The organism is Nocardia inohanensis NBRC 100128, assembly GCF_001612945.1.
Taxonomy (GTDB): domain Bacteria; phylum Actinomycetota; class Actinomycetes; order Mycobacteriales; family Mycobacteriaceae; genus Nocardia; species Nocardia inohanensis.
The window spans coordinates 402,597-417,478 of sequence record NZ_BDBK01000010.1; the positions used below are offsets into that span (position 1 = coordinate 402,597).

The 14,882-nt window shown below is 66.6% G+C and carries 18 protein-coding genes; 9 read left to right on the forward strand and 9 right to left on the reverse strand.

Annotated features, from left to right (window positions below; genetic code table 11):
- The first annotated feature begins 127 nt into the window (after positions 1 to 127).
- Together NI1_RS21465 and NI1_RS21470 are read left to right on the forward strand one after the other, a co-directional pair.
- A complete protein-coding gene (locus tag NI1_RS21465; protein ID WP_067823948.1) occupies positions 128 to 517 on the forward strand; it encodes a VOC family protein in 390 nt (129 codons plus the stop codon).
- On the forward strand, positions 514 to 1,374 hold the full coding sequence (locus NI1_RS21470; protein ID WP_067823684.1) for a sigma-70 family RNA polymerase sigma factor: 861 nt from the start codon (positions 514 to 516) through the stop codon (positions 1,372 to 1,374). The genes NI1_RS21465 and NI1_RS21470 overlap by 4 nt, the downstream gene beginning before the upstream one ends.
- On the opposite strand, the gene NI1_RS37330 is transcribed toward NI1_RS21470, so the two are convergent.
- Positions 1,369 to 1,557, reverse strand: coding sequence for a DUF397 domain-containing protein (locus NI1_RS37330; RefSeq protein WP_084523502.1), 189 nt, complete (start codon positions 1,555 to 1,557; stop codon positions 1,369 to 1,371). The genes NI1_RS21470 and NI1_RS37330 overlap by 6 nt on opposite strands.
- A complete protein-coding gene (locus tag NI1_RS21475; RefSeq protein ID WP_084523503.1) occupies positions 1,547 to 2,452 on the reverse strand; it encodes a helix-turn-helix domain-containing protein in 906 nt (301 codons plus the stop codon). Before NI1_RS21475 ends, NI1_RS37330 begins: the two co-directional genes overlap by 11 nt.
- A 148-nt stretch (positions 2,453 to 2,600) precedes the next feature.
- Between NI1_RS21475 and NI1_RS21480 the strand changes: the two genes are divergently transcribed.
- Positions 2,601 to 2,891 (forward strand): hypothetical protein, encoded by a 291-nt coding sequence (locus NI1_RS21480; RefSeq protein ID WP_067823686.1) that lies wholly within the window; start codon positions 2,601 to 2,603, stop codon positions 2,889 to 2,891.
- 8 nt (positions 2,892 to 2,899) lie between these two features.
- On the opposite strand, the gene NI1_RS21485 is transcribed toward NI1_RS21480, so the two are convergent.
- A complete protein-coding gene (locus NI1_RS21485; protein ID WP_067823690.1) occupies positions 2,900 to 3,463 on the reverse strand; it encodes a TetR/AcrR family transcriptional regulator in 564 nt (187 codons plus the stop codon).
- Positions 3,464 to 3,563: 100 nt separating this feature from the next.
- On the opposite strand from NI1_RS21485, the gene NI1_RS21490 reads away from it, so the two are divergent.
- Positions 3,564 to 3,995 carry a DoxX family protein gene (locus tag NI1_RS21490; protein ID WP_067823693.1) on the forward strand — a complete coding sequence of 144 codons (432 nt, stop codon included), beginning with the start codon at positions 3,564 to 3,566 and terminating at the stop codon, positions 3,993 to 3,995.
- A 106-nt stretch (positions 3,996 to 4,101) separates the two neighbouring features.
- Here NI1_RS21490 and NI1_RS21495 read toward each other — a convergent pair whose 3' ends face one another.
- Positions 4,102 to 4,899, reverse strand: a complete 798-nt coding sequence (locus tag NI1_RS21495; RefSeq protein ID WP_067823696.1) for an LppP/LprE family lipoprotein — start codon at positions 4,897 to 4,899, stop codon at positions 4,102 to 4,104.
- A gap of 207 nt (positions 4,900 to 5,106) precedes the next feature.
- Between NI1_RS21495 and NI1_RS21500 the strand changes: the two genes are divergently transcribed.
- The 3 genes from NI1_RS21500 (at position 5,107) to NI1_RS39450 (ending at position 8,324) form a co-directional block, all read left to right on the forward strand.
- The gene (locus NI1_RS21500) at positions 5,107 to 5,907 is read left to right on the forward strand and encodes a DUF1460 domain-containing protein (protein ID WP_067823699.1); all 801 of its coding nucleotides are present in this window, start codon (positions 5,107 to 5,109) and stop codon (positions 5,905 to 5,907) included.
- 42 nt (positions 5,908 to 5,949) lie between these two features.
- On the forward strand, positions 5,950 to 7,437 hold the full coding sequence (locus tag NI1_RS39445) for a HEAT repeat domain-containing protein (protein ID WP_067823701.1): 1,488 nt from the start codon (positions 5,950 to 5,952) through the stop codon (positions 7,435 to 7,437).
- Between the two features lie 86 nt (positions 7,438 to 7,523).
- Positions 7,524 to 8,324: an SAM-dependent methyltransferase gene (locus NI1_RS39450; RefSeq protein ID WP_067823703.1), complete on the forward strand. Its 801-nt coding sequence runs from the start codon at positions 7,524 to 7,526 to the stop codon at positions 8,322 to 8,324.
- A gap of 28 nt (positions 8,325 to 8,352) precedes the next feature.
- On the opposite strand, the gene NI1_RS21515 is transcribed toward NI1_RS39450, so the two are convergent.
- The gene (locus NI1_RS21515) at positions 8,353 to 9,390 is read right to left on the reverse strand and encodes a hypothetical protein (RefSeq protein ID WP_067823953.1); all 1,038 of its coding nucleotides are present in this window, start codon (positions 9,388 to 9,390) and stop codon (positions 8,353 to 8,355) included.
- A 92-nt stretch (positions 9,391 to 9,482) separates the two neighbouring features.
- Between NI1_RS21515 and NI1_RS21520 the strand changes: the two genes are divergently transcribed.
- Positions 9,483 to 10,505, forward strand: coding sequence for an alpha/beta fold hydrolase (locus NI1_RS21520; RefSeq protein ID WP_245663338.1), 1,023 nt, complete (start codon positions 9,483 to 9,485; stop codon positions 10,503 to 10,505).
- 17 nt (positions 10,506 to 10,522) lie between these two features.
- Here NI1_RS21520 and NI1_RS21525 read toward each other — a convergent pair whose 3' ends face one another.
- Positions 10,523 to 11,449 carry a cyclase family protein gene (locus NI1_RS21525; RefSeq protein ID WP_067823706.1) on the reverse strand — a complete coding sequence of 309 codons (927 nt, stop codon included), beginning with the start codon at positions 11,447 to 11,449 and terminating at the stop codon, positions 10,523 to 10,525.
- Between the two features lie 48 nt (positions 11,450 to 11,497).
- On the reverse strand, positions 11,498 to 12,928 hold the full coding sequence (locus NI1_RS21530) for a DHA2 family efflux MFS transporter permease subunit (protein ID WP_067823708.1): 1,431 nt from the start codon (positions 12,926 to 12,928) through the stop codon (positions 11,498 to 11,500).
- A gap of 278 nt (positions 12,929 to 13,206) precedes the next feature.
- Here NI1_RS21530 and NI1_RS21535 point away from each other — a divergent pair, with 278 nt between their 5' ends.
- Entirely contained in the window at positions 13,207 to 13,410 is a 204-nt protein-coding gene (locus NI1_RS21535; RefSeq protein ID WP_067721414.1) for a cold-shock protein, read from the forward strand.
- 178 nt (positions 13,411 to 13,588) lie between these two features.
- On the opposite strand, the gene NI1_RS21540 is transcribed toward NI1_RS21535, so the two are convergent.
- Both NI1_RS21540 and NI1_RS21545 read right to left on the reverse strand, forming a co-directional pair.
- Positions 13,589 to 14,002, reverse strand: a complete 414-nt coding sequence (locus NI1_RS21540) for an MTB12 C-terminal domain-containing protein (RefSeq protein WP_067823711.1) — start codon at positions 14,000 to 14,002, stop codon at positions 13,589 to 13,591.
- Positions 14,003 to 14,106: 104 nt separating this feature from the next.
- Positions 14,107 to 14,817: a GNAT family N-acetyltransferase gene (locus tag NI1_RS21545; protein ID WP_067823714.1), complete on the reverse strand. Its 711-nt coding sequence runs from the start codon at positions 14,815 to 14,817 to the stop codon at positions 14,107 to 14,109.
- Positions 14,818 to 14,882: the final 65 nt, after the last annotated feature.

Below are 14,882 nucleotides of genomic sequence, written 5' to 3' on the forward strand. Positions count from 1 at the left end.
CCGACCGCTCCGACGCCGCCTACTGACCTCATCCGGCAGCCTTGTTACCTTCCTCCGGCGGCCCTCGTCATAGCTGTGACGACCGAATCCGAACGGTTGTCACTCGACCGACGAAGTGGAGAGCAAGATGCTGAACAACATCATGTACGCGACGATCTATGTCACCGATCAGGACCGGGCGCTGCGGTTCTACACCGAGGGGCTCGGGCTGGAGAAGCGGATCGACTACCCGGGCCCCGATGGGCGCTTTCTCACCGTCGGCGTGCCCGACAGCCCGGTTCAGATCATCCTGTGGGCGCATGCCGCCGCGGCTGGTCAGCCCGCCGCCGGGGCGACCGCTTCGCCCGGGCCGCTCATTCTCGAATCGGACGACCTGCGAAAGGATTTCGAGCTGATGCGCGAACGCGGCGTCACCTTCACCGCCTCCGAACCCGAGGACTATCCGTTCGGTGTCCGGATCGAAGCGCTCGACCCGGACGGCAACCGGATCTCGCTGCGCGAGCAGCGGAAGCCGTGACCGACGAAACCGCCCTCGTCACCGAGGTTTTCGAAGCCCAGCGCGACCGGTTGCGCGCCGTCGCCTACCGCGTGCTGGGCTCGCACGCCGATGCCGAGGACGTGGTGCAGGAAGCCTGGTTGCGCCTGATCCGCCAGGATCCGTCAACGATCGCCAACCTGCCCGGCTGGCTGACCACGGTGGTCGGCCGGATCAGCCTGGACCTGCTGCGCTCCCGCAAGTCCCATCCCGAAACGACGTACGGGCAGGAGTTCTCACCACTCGTCGTGACTCCGGCCGATGAACCACCCCCGGACGAACAAGCGGCCCTGGCCGATGCACTGGGACTGGCCATGCTCGTAGTCCTCGACTCCCTCACCCCGAGTGAACGTCTGGCCTTCGTACTCCACGACATGTTCGCGGTACCGTTCACCGAAATCGCCCGCATCCTGGGCAAATCCGCCGACGCCACCAAGATGCTCGCCAGCCGCGCCCGCCGCAAGGTCCGCGAACCGGATCAGCACCCGGACGACACCCGCGACCACCGCGACGCGGTCCGGGCATTCCAGGCCGCCGCCCTGGCCGGAGATTTCGAAGCCCTACTACGCGTACTCGACCCGGACGTGCGACTGACCGTGGACACCCCCGGCGGCATAGTCGTCACCCTCGGCGCGACAGCCGTCGCCTCCGGCGCACGCATGTTCTCCGGAGAAGTCGCCCGCCACCGCGCGGTCGTGGTCAACGGCCTCCCCGGCCAAATGTCCTGGCGCCCCGACGGAACTCCCCTGTCCGTCATCGCATTCCGCATCACCGAAGGCCGGATCATCGCGATTCACATCGTGGTGGACCCGGCCAAACTCGCCGCGATCCCGCTATGAGCCGATGGAGGATACGAACGTAGACCACTCACCGGCGCTGAAGACCAGCGCCGGTCCGTGTGGATTCTTCGAATCACGAACTCCGACAGCATCACCCGACAAAAAGGCGACTTCTACACACTGACCGCTGCTCTCGCTGTAGCTGCTCTTGATCCAGCGTGCACTGGATAGTTCAACGTTCACCGTCGAATCTCCTTGCTACCTGCCGCAACAGGTCTCGGGTCAGGGCCTCGTCCAGCGTGGTCCGCCGTACGGCATCGGCAAAGTCATGGTATCGCTGAACGACATCGCGCTTTTCGATGTACAAGTCGCTGCTCATCGCGCCGTCGAGGTAGACGATCGGCGGCTCGATCGACTCACCCCGGCTGTCGATTCCGAAGTCGAGCAGTACGAAAGGCACAGCAGGCAGGCCCCATACGAACCCTGCCGAGAACGGATGTACTCGCAGACTCACATTGGGCAACTTGCTGATCTCGGCCAAGTGCCGCAACTGCGCCGCCATCACGCTCGGACTACCGACCATCCGATGCAGAGCCGACTCGTGCAGCAGCACTTCCAAACTGAGCGGACGTGTCTTGCGAGTGACGATGACCTGCCGATCCATTCGTACTTCGACCCGCCGCTCGATGTCCTCTTCACTGCCCTCCACGAGAAACGCTTTGGTCATCGCACGCGCGTAGGCGGCGGTCTGCAACAACCCCGGGACCATTTCCTGATACGAGATGACCTTCCGAGCGGCACGCTCCATGCGCACGTACATGTTGAACGCATCGGAGAAGAGGCCACCCAGCGATGTGACACCGTCCTCACCACGCGCCGCCGCACGCGACGCCAGGCCGACCGCCTTCATGGTCTCGTCGGAATCGATCTCGTACAGCGTGCAGAGCTCCCGCACATCCTGCCGCCGAGGACTCACCGTCTTCCCGGTCTCGAGCCGCTGTAATGCGTTGAAGCTCAACTGAACTTCCCGCGCGGCGGTGACGATCGATAGCCCGCGCCCCTCCCGAGCCTCGCGCAGGAACCGGCCCAACTGCCGTCGCATCAACGTCGGCGAGGTGCCTTCGTCCATCGCGGCCATGAGTGCTCCCCTTCGTCCGAATGCACAGCCGTAGGAATCCGCCTAGCAATCGTCCCCGAATCCGCATCTCGTCATGGGGTTTCCGGCGAACCTGTCTGAATATTCGGATACCACATATCCGCTGGTCTGCCGGTGGTCTGCTGATCCCATGGACAGCATGCGCGACATGGAGATTCGCGTTCTGCGCGAAGTCATAGAGGCCGTGGAGAGGCGACTGGTCGCTCTCGAATCCGGCGGGGTGACCGTCATCGCCCCTCGGTCGCACATTTACGCCGCGACCGTTCAAGCGCTGCTGGCCAGCGCTCGCACGACCGGCCATTACGGGGCGGGCAGTCTTGTTCGCGCGCCGCTACTGGACGCGATCCTGCCCGGCACCGACGCATCCCCTTGGGACGCAGCGATTTACACCCTTCTGCTCGGCAGCGTCTCGGTCGACTGACGCGCGGATTATCCGACGAAGTCGACGGCGGCGACCATGGCGCGGGCCAGGTCTTCCGGATCGTCACCGGCGAAGGACGAATCGACGAAAGCTCCTTCGCGCCAGAGGGAGGCGAAGCCGTGGACCAGGGACCAGGCGGCGAGGGAGGCGGCGGGGCGGGATTCGATCGAGACGGCGAGTTCGTTTATGCCGGAGCGGAGTTCGGCTCCGGAGTGCTTGCGGGCGGCGATGAGGCGGTCATCGTCGGAGCGGAGCAGGTCGTGGCGGTACATGACGTCGAAGTGGCCGGGGTGGGTGCGGGCGAAGCGGATGTAGGCGAGGGCTACTTCGCGGAAATCGCCGGTGGCCGCGTGTAGTTCGGCGGCGAGCAGGTCGAAGCCCTGGATGGCCAGTTCGGTCAGCAGGCCCTGGCGGTTGCCGAAGTGGTGGGCGGGGGCGGCGTGGGAGACGCCGACTCGCTGGGCCAGGGCGCGCAGGGAGACGGAGTCGATGCCGTCGGTGGCGATCTGGTCGGCGGCGGCGGTCAGCAGGGAGGCTCGCAGGTCGCCGTGGTGGTAGGCGTTCTTGGTCACGGGTCGATGGTCCCGCAGAATCTAGACATTGACAAGTTCGGGTGGCCGAGCTTAATCTTTCCACTGTCAAGATGCTTGCTCGACCTTCAGGAGTCCCCAAATGGCACCGCTCATCGCCCTGCTCGCCGTCACCGGAATCGCCCGCTTCGCCGGCTGGGCGGGAGTGGATTGGCTGGACTCGTGGCCGCACGCCGTCCGCATCGGGCTGGCGGTCATGTTCGCGCTCACCACGCTCGCTCACTTCCAGCGGCCGCGGCGGGACGGGCTCATCGCCATGGTGCCGCCGCAGTTCCCGAACCCGGCCGCCATGGTCACGCTGACCGGGATCCTCGAAGCCGCCGGTGCGATCGGCCTGCTGATCCCGTGGGCGGCGCCGATCGCGGCCGTTTGCCTGGCATTGCTGCTGCTGATCATGTTCCCGGCCAATGTCCGGGCGGCGCGTCAGGGCATCGGCATCAAGACCATGCCGCTGCCGGTGCGGACCGTCGTACAGGTCGTCTTCATCGGCGCGTGCGTGCTCGCCGCGTTCTGACCGCATGCCCCCCTGTCATTCCGGCGCGCTTTTGGCCGGAATCCACACAGCGCGACCGTGTGGATTCCGGCTGAAAGCATGCCGGAATGACGGGGCGGACCAGCGGCTAGTTCGGCGGGAACTGGCCGTTCGCAGTGACTTTGGTGCCGTTGAGGGTGAAGACCACATCGGACGGACCGCCCGACGGGCAGCAGAGCGCATCGTCGGACTTGATCCAGCGATAGCGCAGGGTGACGCTGGTGCGGGTCTTGCCGAGCACCTCGGTGTAGCCGAAGGGATTCAGCGTCGCGGTGCCGAGATACTTGCCGCCGGTGAAGTACAGGACGTGGTAATACGGGTGGATATTGCCGGAGCTGACGTACATGTAGGACATGACGCCATCGCAGCCGTCGGAAATGGCGTCGCCGCTGCCGCCTTCGACCTTCCAGCCACCGGAAGTGGTCGCCTTCAGCGAAGACACGGCCTCATTGGCCAGACCGGAATTGACGTCGAAGCACAGCCCGTGACCGCTGCCGTTGGGCGCGGAGACCGGGGAGGCGGTCTTGGTGGTGGCCGGCGAATTCGGTTGCCCGCCTTGCGTCACCGGCGCGGAACCCGAACCCTCCGATCCCGAGCCGTCGGAACCGGAACCGCCCTGTCCGGAGCCACCGTCGGAACCGCCTGCACCGGAACCATTTCCGTCCGATCCGGAACCACCTCGGGATCCACCACCGGTCCCACCCTGGGAACCGCCACCGGTCCCGCCCTGGGAACCGCCCGCCGCGGTGGTCGACACCACCGAAGTCCCCTTGCCGCCCGCGGAGCTCGTCCCGCCCGCGGCGGTGGTGGAGTTGTCCCCACACCCGCTCGCCGCCACCATCACACCGGCTGCGAGCACGGCGAATACCGCTGACTTGCACTTCATCGAAGACCCCTCGGGTTCTGTCAACCAAATCGGATACCGCTGTCCTCCACTGCGAATCCGATCAACAGCGGGACCCCCGTCCCGTGCCACCGGGAGGACTACCTGAACATCGCCGACCCGCCAGATAGTTGTTAGCGCTAACGACTGCCCCCAAAACCTCGGCTACCGTGGAGCACGTTCATCCGATCCACTCCGCGGGGAGGACCCTTGCGCTCCATCACACGCGTACTGCTGTCCATACTGGTCATCGCCTGCGCCGTCGTGCTGCTGCCGGCCCGCGCGCACGCCGAGGCGAATATGGACGATGCCACCGCCCGCAAGGTCGACGAGCTGATCGCCCTGCGCGCGGCCGCCGGCAATGCGAGCAAGGGCGAACTCATCGACCTGCTGTCGGGTCAGTTCATGGGGACGCCGTACGGGGCGAACATGCTCGTCGGCTCCGCCACCCAGGCCGAACAGCTCGTCATCGACCTGCGCCGGGTGGACTGCTTCACCTACCTCGACTACGTGGAGGCGCTGACCCGTTCGAGCGACCGGAACCAGTTCGTGGCGAACCTGATCGACACCCGGTACGCGGGCGGACAGGTCGACTTCGCGCATCGCAAGCACTTCTTCACCGATTGGGCGCAGGTCGCGCGCACCGCGGCCAGCGATATCACCGGCAGCCTGACCGGTGCGGCGGTCACGGTCGGCAAGCATCTCAATGCCAAGGCCGACGGCGGCAACTATCTGCCGGGACTGCCGGTGGTCGACCGGAACATCACCTACATCCCCAGCTCCGCCGTGACCGATCAGGTGCTCAGCGGGCTGCGCACCGGCGACTACGTCGGCGCGTACACCGATCAGCCGGGCCTGGACGTGACGCATGTCGGCATCATCGTGAAGACCAACGGCGGGACGGTCTTCCGCAACGCGTCCTCGCTGGCGGCCAATAATCAGGTCGTCGATCAGCCGCTGACGGACTACCTGGGCACGGTCCCGGGGATCGTGGTGCTGCGCCCGCAATAATCACCATCGGCTCCGGCTGCCGGGCGTGCCATTCTGAACAGCATGGCCATCGAGCACGACCGGAGCCACACCTTCGACCTGTTGGCCCGGGCCGGTGCGGCCGGGACTGCGGCGGAAGAGCGCGCGGCAGCTTTCGACTCGCTCGCTCAGCTCGAGGACTATCGGAGCATCGAACCGTTGACCGCCATGGTCACCGACTCGGGATTGCCCGACGAGATCCGCCGCCGCGCATCGGAAGTGGTGGCCGGATTCGACGACACCACGACCGGTGCGATCCGCCGAACCTGGTGGGCCGGTGGCGATCCCATCGTGCAGCGGCACGCGCTCGGCCTGATGACCCGTACCGAGGCCGACATCGTGACACCGGTGGCGGCCGACGACGCCCATCCGTTCCAGGTGATCGCGTTGGGTGCCATGGTTTTCGACTTCGGCGAAGCCAGCTTCATGCCCATCCTGATTCGCGCGCTACGGCATCAGGACCCGAAGATCCGGTGGACTGCCGCCCGCAACCTGCTGTGGTCGGAGCCGGTGGCGGCGGAGGACGGACTCCTGGCGGCCGCACACGACGCCGACCGTGAGGTCGCCGCGGCCGCACTCGACACCCTGCGCTACTACCCGACTCGCCGGGTGCTGCGGACAATGGCCGAGCTGCGGGATCATGGCGACGAAAAGGTGCGCGCGGCCGCCACCGACTCCTTCGCCGAACTGAGCTCGAGCTTCGAGGAAGCGGTCAGTGATGCGGAAAAGCTTCCGCTGCTGCGTGATTGGCTGCGACCCACGGGCAATCTGATCGACCTGCGCGCACCCGAATCGGATGAAACCACTGCCGCACCGCCCGGCCCCCGCAGGCTCCCGAAACGGCACGCCCTGCCGGAATCCACTCTGCTGGCATTGCTCGACGATCTCGACGGCGATTGGCTCAGCCGCGACAGCACGCTGCGCACCGTCAACTGGAAAGCCTTCACTCCAGACGAGCGGGCGCGCTTGACCGTTCGCCTGACCAGCCATCCCGATCCGCTGATCCGCGAAATCGCCGGCGCCGCATTGTCCGAATGGTCCGATACCGACGCGCTCATGGAGCTGACCCGCGATCTCAGCTACTCGGTTCGCAAAGCGACCGTCTACCACCTGGCCTCGGTACCCCCGGACCCCGCCGTCGCCGACTTCGCCTGGCAATACCTGTCCACCGCCACAGGCGTTTCCGCGCAGGAAGCCCTGCGCACCTACCTGGCGCACAAATCCGGCAACGGGGTGCTGGAACAACTCGTCGACATCGCCCGCACCGACGCCCGCGAGGACGTCCGCTACGAAGCCATCCACGATCTGGTAGATCTCCAGGCCGCCAACGAGATTCGAGCGCTCACCCCACTACTGGACGAACCGCCCGGCGTCTCCTGGGCCCTGCACCTGGCACTACTGGACGGTCTCCGAAATCTCGAACTTCAGATCACCCCGCCCGCCCACCTCGCTACGATCGACAATCTGGATCTCGCATACAGTCTCGCCAAACTCACGGTTGCGAGAAACTGACTGGCGCCCATGCGCCAGCCTCGGCGTTTTCCGTAGCCGACAGCACGGAATTGTTACGATCAGCAGAGATATCGAGGGGAGGTGCGGTGTCGGAGGCGAATCGGGTACCGGTCGGCGTCGACCCCACGAAGCCGAACGCGGCTCGCGTGTACAACTACATGCTCGGCGGCAAGGACAACTACGAGGTGGACCAGGTGGTCGCACAGCGCATGCTGGCGGTCGCGCCCGATACCAAGACCCAGGCCTGGTTCAGCCGCAAGTTCCTGCTCGGCGCCGTGGAATTTGCTGCGCAGGAAGGGATTCGGCAGTTCCTCGACATCGGCGCGGGCATTCCCATCACGCCCAATGTGCACGAGGTGGCGCAGCAGATCGAGCCCGACGCGCGTGTGGTCTCCATCGACTACGACCCGGTCGTGCACGTGCACAGCAATGCGCTGCTGGCCGCCGAGAAGGGCGTCACCACCATGCTCGCGGACGTGCGCGAGACCGAGAAGCTGATCGGCCGGCTGCGCGAGGAAGAGCAGATCGACTTCGACCAGCCGGTGGCGATTCTCATTGTCGGCGTGCTGCATTTCGTGATGGACGACGAGGACCCGAAGCAGATCTTCGAGCGCTTCTTCGAGGTGATGGCGCCGGGCAGCGTGCTGGCCTTCACCCACGCCTCCACCACCACCCAGCACGAATTCATCGAGCAGTCCAAGAGCGACCTGGTGCGCAGCTCCGCGCAGGCGGTGTTCCGGACGCCGGATGTAGTGGCGTCCTTCATCGAGGATTTCGAGCAGATCGAACCTGGCCTGGTGAAGGTGCAGGAGTGGCTCGGGGACGACCTACCCGATACCAATCTGGCGCTGCTGGCCGCGATAATCCGCAAGCCGCGGATCGGCTGAAATACGCTGAACCGCTGCGGTATTCAGCCTACTTGACGGCGAGCAGCGCGGCCCGCTCCACCATCGCCTCGGCGACGGGCCGGGGCCGCCGCCCCAGACCGCAGGCGCTGGCCACGCCATCCACCGGTCGGCCCAGCGCGGCCTCGATCATCCCCAGGGTCTCCACCTGCGTTGCCTCAGTGGGGGTTTCGTGGATGAACCCGGCATGGAACCGGGTGTCCGGCCCCAGCTCGAGCTCACCCAGCGGGGTGTAGAACTCGGGCCGCTCCGGCGGCGGGATTTCGCCCGCGGCCAGCGGAGCGTGCACGAACTCCAGCCGCCGCCCCGAAGGCCATTGCCGGGCAATGGCATTGGCGAGGCAGACCAGCGGCCGGGTATCCCGCAGCTGGGCTCCCGCCTTGTTGCGCATACTGCCCACGCACAGATGCACCCCGAACCGCGTCCCCTCCGGTGCCGCCGCCGCCAATTCGGTGATGCCCCGGGCCAGCCCGAGCGCCGCCTCCGCCCGCCGATGCAACGGCTGAGTTTTCGCCATCACCACCATTTCACCGGGCGCCTCCAGCTGCACCACCACGTCATCCCCGGCGGCCGCGCGCACCGCGTGAATATCGCGAACGGTGGCATCGCGGAACGCTTTCCGATGCGATCGCAGACCCCCGATGCCCAGGGCGACGAGCGCCAGCGTGAAATCGGTCGGCATCCCGATCTGCAAGGACAACTCCGGCAGCCCGCGCGCCGTGCGCAATCCGGAGAACACCGGCAGCGCCTCCTCGGTCTCGCTCGGGTAGGGCAGTGCCATCATGTCGCCGGTCAATTCGATTCCCCGCGGCACCCGATACCGGTCGCGGTCCCGGGGCGTGTTCCAGGTTCCGGACTTGCGCACCTCGAGCGCACCCTGTTTCACCAGATCATCGATGATGGGCAGGATGTACCACTCGTAGCGCCGCGTCTCCCCCGTCGGCAAGGTCCGCATCAGACCGCCCGCCCCGTCGAGCATCGCCCGCATGGCGTCATCGGTGCTCGCGGCGGGAAAACTGCCCACGAAATGCACAATTCGCGCGCTCATACCGTGCATCGTAGATCGCATTCGTCCGATCCTTCTGTGCGGTATCGTAATTCGCCAGAGAACGCCTGACCATCCCCGAGGGAGTTCATCGCGTGCAGATATCGGTCCGCGCCCTGGCCGCCGTCGCGGCGGCAGTTCTGCTTTCAGTCACTCCGCTGACCGCGCGGGCCGCTCCGGCCGCGAACTCCGGCGGCTGTCAGGACATCGCCGTTCCGGTGCCGCAGGGCACCATCGCCGCGACCCTGTGCCTCCCCGCGGGCGGGTCCGCCGACACCGTCATGGTGTTGATGTCGGGCTCCAATTACAACGCCACGTACTGGGATTGGTCGTATCAGCCCGAGACGTACAACTTCCGCCAGGCCATGAACCGGGCCGGATTCGCGACCCTGACCGCGGACCGGCTCGGCAACGGCGGCAGCACCCGGCCGCTGAGCCTGTCGCTGACGGCCAACGCGACCGCGGAGGCCCAGCACACCATCGTGCAGGGCCTGCGCGCCGGACTGGCCGGCAACGCCCCCTTCGCCAGGGTTGTCATCGCTGGTCATTCGCTGACCTCGAGCACCTCGGTGCAGGAGGCCACCACCTATCACGATGTGGACGGCGTACTGCTCACCGGTTATTCACACGCCCTGAGCATCGCCGATGTGCTGGGCGTCATCAGCACATACCATCAGGCCGTGGAGGATCCGGTCTTCGCCGGACGCGGTCTCGACGCCGGCTATCTGACCACCCGCCCCGGCACCCGGGAACAGGATTTCTTCGGCACCGGCAATTTCGATCCGCAGGTGGTCGCGCTGGACGAGGCCACCAAGGAAACCTTCTCCCTCAGTGAGTATCCCGACGGTCTGGTGTACACGCTGCCCGGCCCCTCGGCGAATATCACCGTGCCGGTCATGCTGGTCAACGGCAGCAAGGACCGGCTGGCCTGCGGCACCGGCTTCGCCATCTGCGCCGACAGCGCGACCCTGCACTCCGCCGAATCGCAGTACTTCGGTCAGGCCGCGCGGCTGCGCACCTTCGTGCTGGCCGGTAGTGGCCATTCGGTGAACCTGGCCCGCAATACCGTCGACTATCAGCAGGCGGTCATCGATTGGATGAAGTCGATCTCGAACTGACGCAACGGCTTTCCAGCTCAGAAGATCGCGACCGGGGCCACCGGAGTCCCGGTCGCGCCGACGAAGGGTTCGGGAGTGGCGGATAGCAGGAATTCGTAGCGGGATTCCCCGGCGCAGACCTGCGACAGTTCCTCCAGATTCCAGTTCTGGCCTTGCAGCATGCCCATCTCGACCAGATGCAGGGCATGCACCGCGAGCCAGCCGTTCTCGAGTTCGGGCGGGAAGGTTTCGAAGGTGAGGGTGTCGTTGGCGACGGCGGCGACATCGCGGGCGTGGAACCATTCCGGGCAGCGGATGGACAGGCCGGGCGCGGGCATGGCGTAGGCGGTGCGGTCGCCCGCCAGATAGAGCTGCATCTGGCCGGTGCGGACCAGCACGATATCGCCGGCGCGGACCTCGGTCCCGGCCAATTCCATTGCGGTATAGAGGTCTTCGGGCGTCACCGCGTGGTCGGGCGCGAGTCGTTCGACTCCGCGCGCCTTCGCCACATCGAGCAGGACGCCCCGGGAGATCAGATGCCGGGCTTTGTCGATGCCGGAGAAGGCCGCACCGCGGTGGGCGGTGATCGAATCGGCGGGGCGGCCGTTGTAGATCTTGCCGGAGTGCGAGACGTGGGTGAGCGCGTCCCAGTGGGTCCCGGCTTGCAGGCCCATGGTGACGGTGTCGTCGCTGGTGGCGACCGTTCCGGCCCCGAACATCTCCCAGTTGACCGCGACCATGGTGTGCAGCGGGTTCACCCGGCCGGGGATCATGCCGGTCTGAATGCCGTTCTGGTGCAACGGGACTGCCAGCGGGACGCGCTGCCCGGTGCGGACCGTCGCGGCGGCGGCCCGCACCACCTCGTCGGTGATCAGGTTGAGGGTGCCGATCTCGTCCTCGCCGCCCCAGCGACCCCAATTGTTCACGCGCTCGGCGATTTCGAGGAACTCGGATGGCAATCCCATTGGCGCGGCCCGTCTGTCGATCGAATACACCTCGAACCTACCGAGCCTTCAGAAAGCGTGCTCGACAACGTCCGCCTGGTGAGACGCGACCGGCTCCGAACGACGCAGCACCGTGACGCTGACCAGCAGCGCGAGTGCCAGCAGTGCGGCGGCCACCGCGAAGGCGAGACGGTATCCGCTGGTCAGCGCGGCCGCTTCGGAAGCGCCCGTGGCCAAACGGGTTCCGGTGCGCGAGGCGGCCAGCGTGGAGAGCACCGCGATACCGATCGCCATGCCGATCTGCTGGGTGGTGTTGAACAGCCCGGACGCCAGCCCGGCGTCATCGGCCTTGGCTCCGGACATGCCCAGCGTGGTCAGCGCCGGCAGCACCAGGCCGCCCCCGGAGATCAGCACCATCATGGGTAGCAGATCGACGGCGTAGGTGGCCGCCACCGGCAGCCGGGTCAGCCAGACCATGCCGATCAGCAGCAGCACCAATCCGGCGATCAGCACATTGCGCGTGCCGATGCGGGCACCCAGCGGAGCGGACACGAACAGCGACACCCCGCCGATGGCCACCGCGGCCGGCAGCATCGCCAAGCCGGTCTGTAATGCGCTGTAGCCCAGCACCTTCTGCATGTACAGCGCGACGATGATCTGGAAGGCGAACATGGCCGAGAGGGTCAGCATCTGCACCGCATTGGCTCCGGACACATTGCGCGAGCGAAAGATTCGCAACGGCAGCAGCGGCGTCCGAGCCCGGTGCTGGCGGATCAGGAAGGCCGCCAGCAGGGCGAGCGACACCGCGCCCAGCACCAGCGTGCGCGCGGCCAGCCAGCCGGACTCGGCGATCTGCACCACGGTGTAGATGCCCAGCATCAAGCCCGAGGTCACCAGCGCCGCGCCCAGCACATCGGCTCCGGCGGCCAGTCCGATCCCTTTGTCGTCCGGCAACGCCCGCACCGCCAGCGCGATGGTGGCCAGTCCGATCGGCACATTGATGAAGAAGACCCAGTGCCAGCTCAGCGTATCGGTGAGGACACCGCCCAGCACCTGCCCGATGGACGCGCCCGCGGCCCCGGTGAAGCTGAAGACCCCGATGGCCTTGGCTCGCGGGCCGCTCTCGGTGAACAGGGTGACCAGGATGCCCAGCACCACCGCCGCCGCGAGCGCGCTTCCGACCCCCTGGGCGAAGCGTGCGGCGATCAACTCACCCGGGGTGGCAGCGAGTCCCGCCGCCAGCGAAGCGGCCGTGAAGATCGCGTTCCCGGCCAGGAACAGCCGCTTCTTGCCGATCAGGTCCCCCAGCCGCCCGGCCAGTAGCAGCAGGCCGCCGAACGCGATCAGGTAGGCGTTCACCGTCCAGCTCAGCCCGGCCGCGCTGAACCCGAGATCGCGTTGCATGGCGGGCATGGCGACGGTGACGATGCTGCCGTCGAGGATCGTCATCAGCATTGCCGCCGACAGCACGGCCAGCGCAAGACGTTGCGAAGTAGTCACCTGAGCAACGCTAGGCAGCCGCACTGAGCGTTCCAATGTCTCGGATACTCACTTCGATGCCCGATGCGCTCACCCATCGGGTGATCAACTACTGCGACACGCCCGGAGCGCGACATGCGGCCCCAATACGGCGTCACGTCCATCCGTTAGAGTAGATTGGCTCACAATTAGCCACTCGGATAGCGACGAAATCGTCGTAACAAGGCAGTCTGGTCTACAGAGACCGAGCTATCGAAGTGATCCGCTTGGCTCACCTACAGAAAAGAATGAAGTAAGCAATGGCTCAAGGCAGTGTGAAGTGGTTCAACAGCGAAAAGGGCTTCGGCTTCATCGCGCAGGATGGTGGCGGCCCTGACGTCTTCGTCCATTACTCCGCCGTGTCCGGCTCGGGCTTCAAGTCCCTCGAAGAGGGACAGCGCGTCGAGTTCGAGATCGGCCAGGGGCAGAAGGGCCCGCAGGCCCAGGATGTCCGCGTCATCTAATCGACCCTGAGTCGATTCGAGCCTCGCACCCCCGGGTGCGAGGCTTTTGACGTCTCGGTGCAGGTCGCTTCGGGATAGTCGCCGCATGATGGCGCTTCCCGACGGCCACTCCGTGACGCTCGCGCAAAGCCGAAGGCCCGGTCCAGCGGACCGGGCCTTCGGCGTACGCGCTGTCGAACTACCAAGCCATATTGGCGTAGCTGACCAGGGTGCTCTCGCTCTCCTGCGACAGCTTCCAGGTGCCGCCGATGTTCTTCCAGGTCACCGGGATCGGGAAGGTGTAGTCGCCGAGACGGCTGTTCAGGGTGGCCGAGAGGGTGTCGCCGTCGACGGTGATCGGGCCGGAGACATCCCAGCTGTAGCCCGGGATGCGGCTGATGACCTGACCGACACCGGCGATGTTGCTGCCGTTGCCGGACTCCAGCTCGGCGCTCGAGCCGTTCAGCGCGGCCTGGAGCTTGCCCTGGAGTTCACCGGCGGACGGGGTCGCGGGGGCGGCGACGGCGGCCGGGGCGGTGGCGACGATGGCGGCGGTGGCCGGCATCAGCAGGGCAGCGGCGGCAGCCGACGCGGCAACGAGCGAGCGAAGCATGAGAGGGTCTCCTTAGATAGGTTAGCCTAAGCATAAGGGGAAGCCCCGTGTGCTTGGCAAGCCGATCAAGGCATGCGGGAGTGTGATTCGAGCCCCGGCGCGGCTCAGGCCGGGAGCGGAGCCTGGACGATGGTCAGGATCGAGCGTTTGCGCAGGGTGAACCCGAGCGTCTCATAAAGGCTGATGGCGTTGGTGTTTCGCGCGAGGGCATGCAGGAACGGGGTTTCGCCGCGCTCCCGGATGCCCGCGCCGACCGCGCGGATCAGCCGCGAGGCGAGGCCGCGGCCGCGGAATTCGGCGTCGGTGCAGACGGCGCTGATCTCGGTCCAGCCCGGCGGATGCAACCGCTCCCCCGCCATCGCCACCAGCCGGCCGTTCACGCGGTAGCCGAGATAGGTTCCCATTTCGATGGTCCGGGGCGCGTACGGTCCGGGCTCGGTGCGGGCGATCAGCTCCAGGATCTCGGGCACGTTCGCGGCGCTCAGCACCTCGAGCTCCGGATCCGCGGCGACTTGCAGTGCGCTGCCGTCCATTTGGACCGAGTCGAATTCGTCGAGCACGGTCCAGCCCGCGGGCGGCACATGCCCCGCGCCGCGCAGGCCGGTGGCGCCGCCCGGTCCGAGCAGCGCGCCCAGATCGGCCCAATCCTGTTCGTCCAGGACCGGCGGATGACCCACGAACCGCGCGACCTCCGGGTCGTAGCGACCGATCCGGCCGGACCAGTCCGCGAATCGCCGGTGCGCGCCGAGCAAGGAAGTGCGGACCGGATCGTCGAGCGGATGCAGCGAGACATCGATGGTCGATTCAGTGGTCACGCCAGCACGTTAGCGAGCGGCGGTAGTCGCGGACACCGGTTGTGATCACCGCGATTCATGGCACG

Excerpts from the sequence above, each read along its gene's own strand:
- NI1_RS21465 (WP_067823948.1), top strand. The coding sequence starts at position 128 with ATGCTGAACAACATCATGTACGCGACGATCTATGTCACCGATCAGGAC.
- NI1_RS21475 (WP_084523503.1), bottom strand. The coding sequence starts at position 2,452 with ATGGCCGCGATGGACGAAGGCACCTCGCCGACGTTGATGCGACGGCAG.
- NI1_RS21480 (WP_067823686.1), top strand. The coding sequence starts at position 2,601 with ATGGACAGCATGCGCGACATGGAGATTCGCGTTCTGCGCGAAGTCATA.
- NI1_RS21490 (WP_067823693.1), top strand. The coding sequence starts at position 3,564 with ATGGCACCGCTCATCGCCCTGCTCGCCGTCACCGGAATCGCCCGCTTC.
- NI1_RS21495 (WP_067823696.1), bottom strand. The coding sequence starts at position 4,899 with ATGAAGTGCAAGTCAGCGGTATTCGCCGTGCTCGCAGCCGGTGTGATG.
- NI1_RS39445 (WP_067823701.1), top strand. The coding sequence starts at position 5,950 with ATGGCCATCGAGCACGACCGGAGCCACACCTTCGACCTGTTGGCCCGG.
- NI1_RS21515 (WP_067823953.1), bottom strand. The coding sequence starts at position 9,390 with ATGAGCGCGCGAATTGTGCATTTCGTGGGCAGTTTTCCCGCCGCGAGC.
- NI1_RS21525 (WP_067823706.1), bottom strand. The coding sequence starts at position 11,449 with ATGGGATTGCCATCCGAGTTCCTCGAAATCGCCGAGCGCGTGAACAAT.
- NI1_RS21535 (WP_067721414.1), top strand. The coding sequence starts at position 13,207 with ATGGCTCAAGGCAGTGTGAAGTGGTTCAACAGCGAAAAGGGCTTCGGC.
- NI1_RS21540 (WP_067823711.1), bottom strand. The coding sequence starts at position 14,002 with ATGCTTCGCTCGCTCGTTGCCGCGTCGGCTGCCGCCGCTGCCCTGCTG.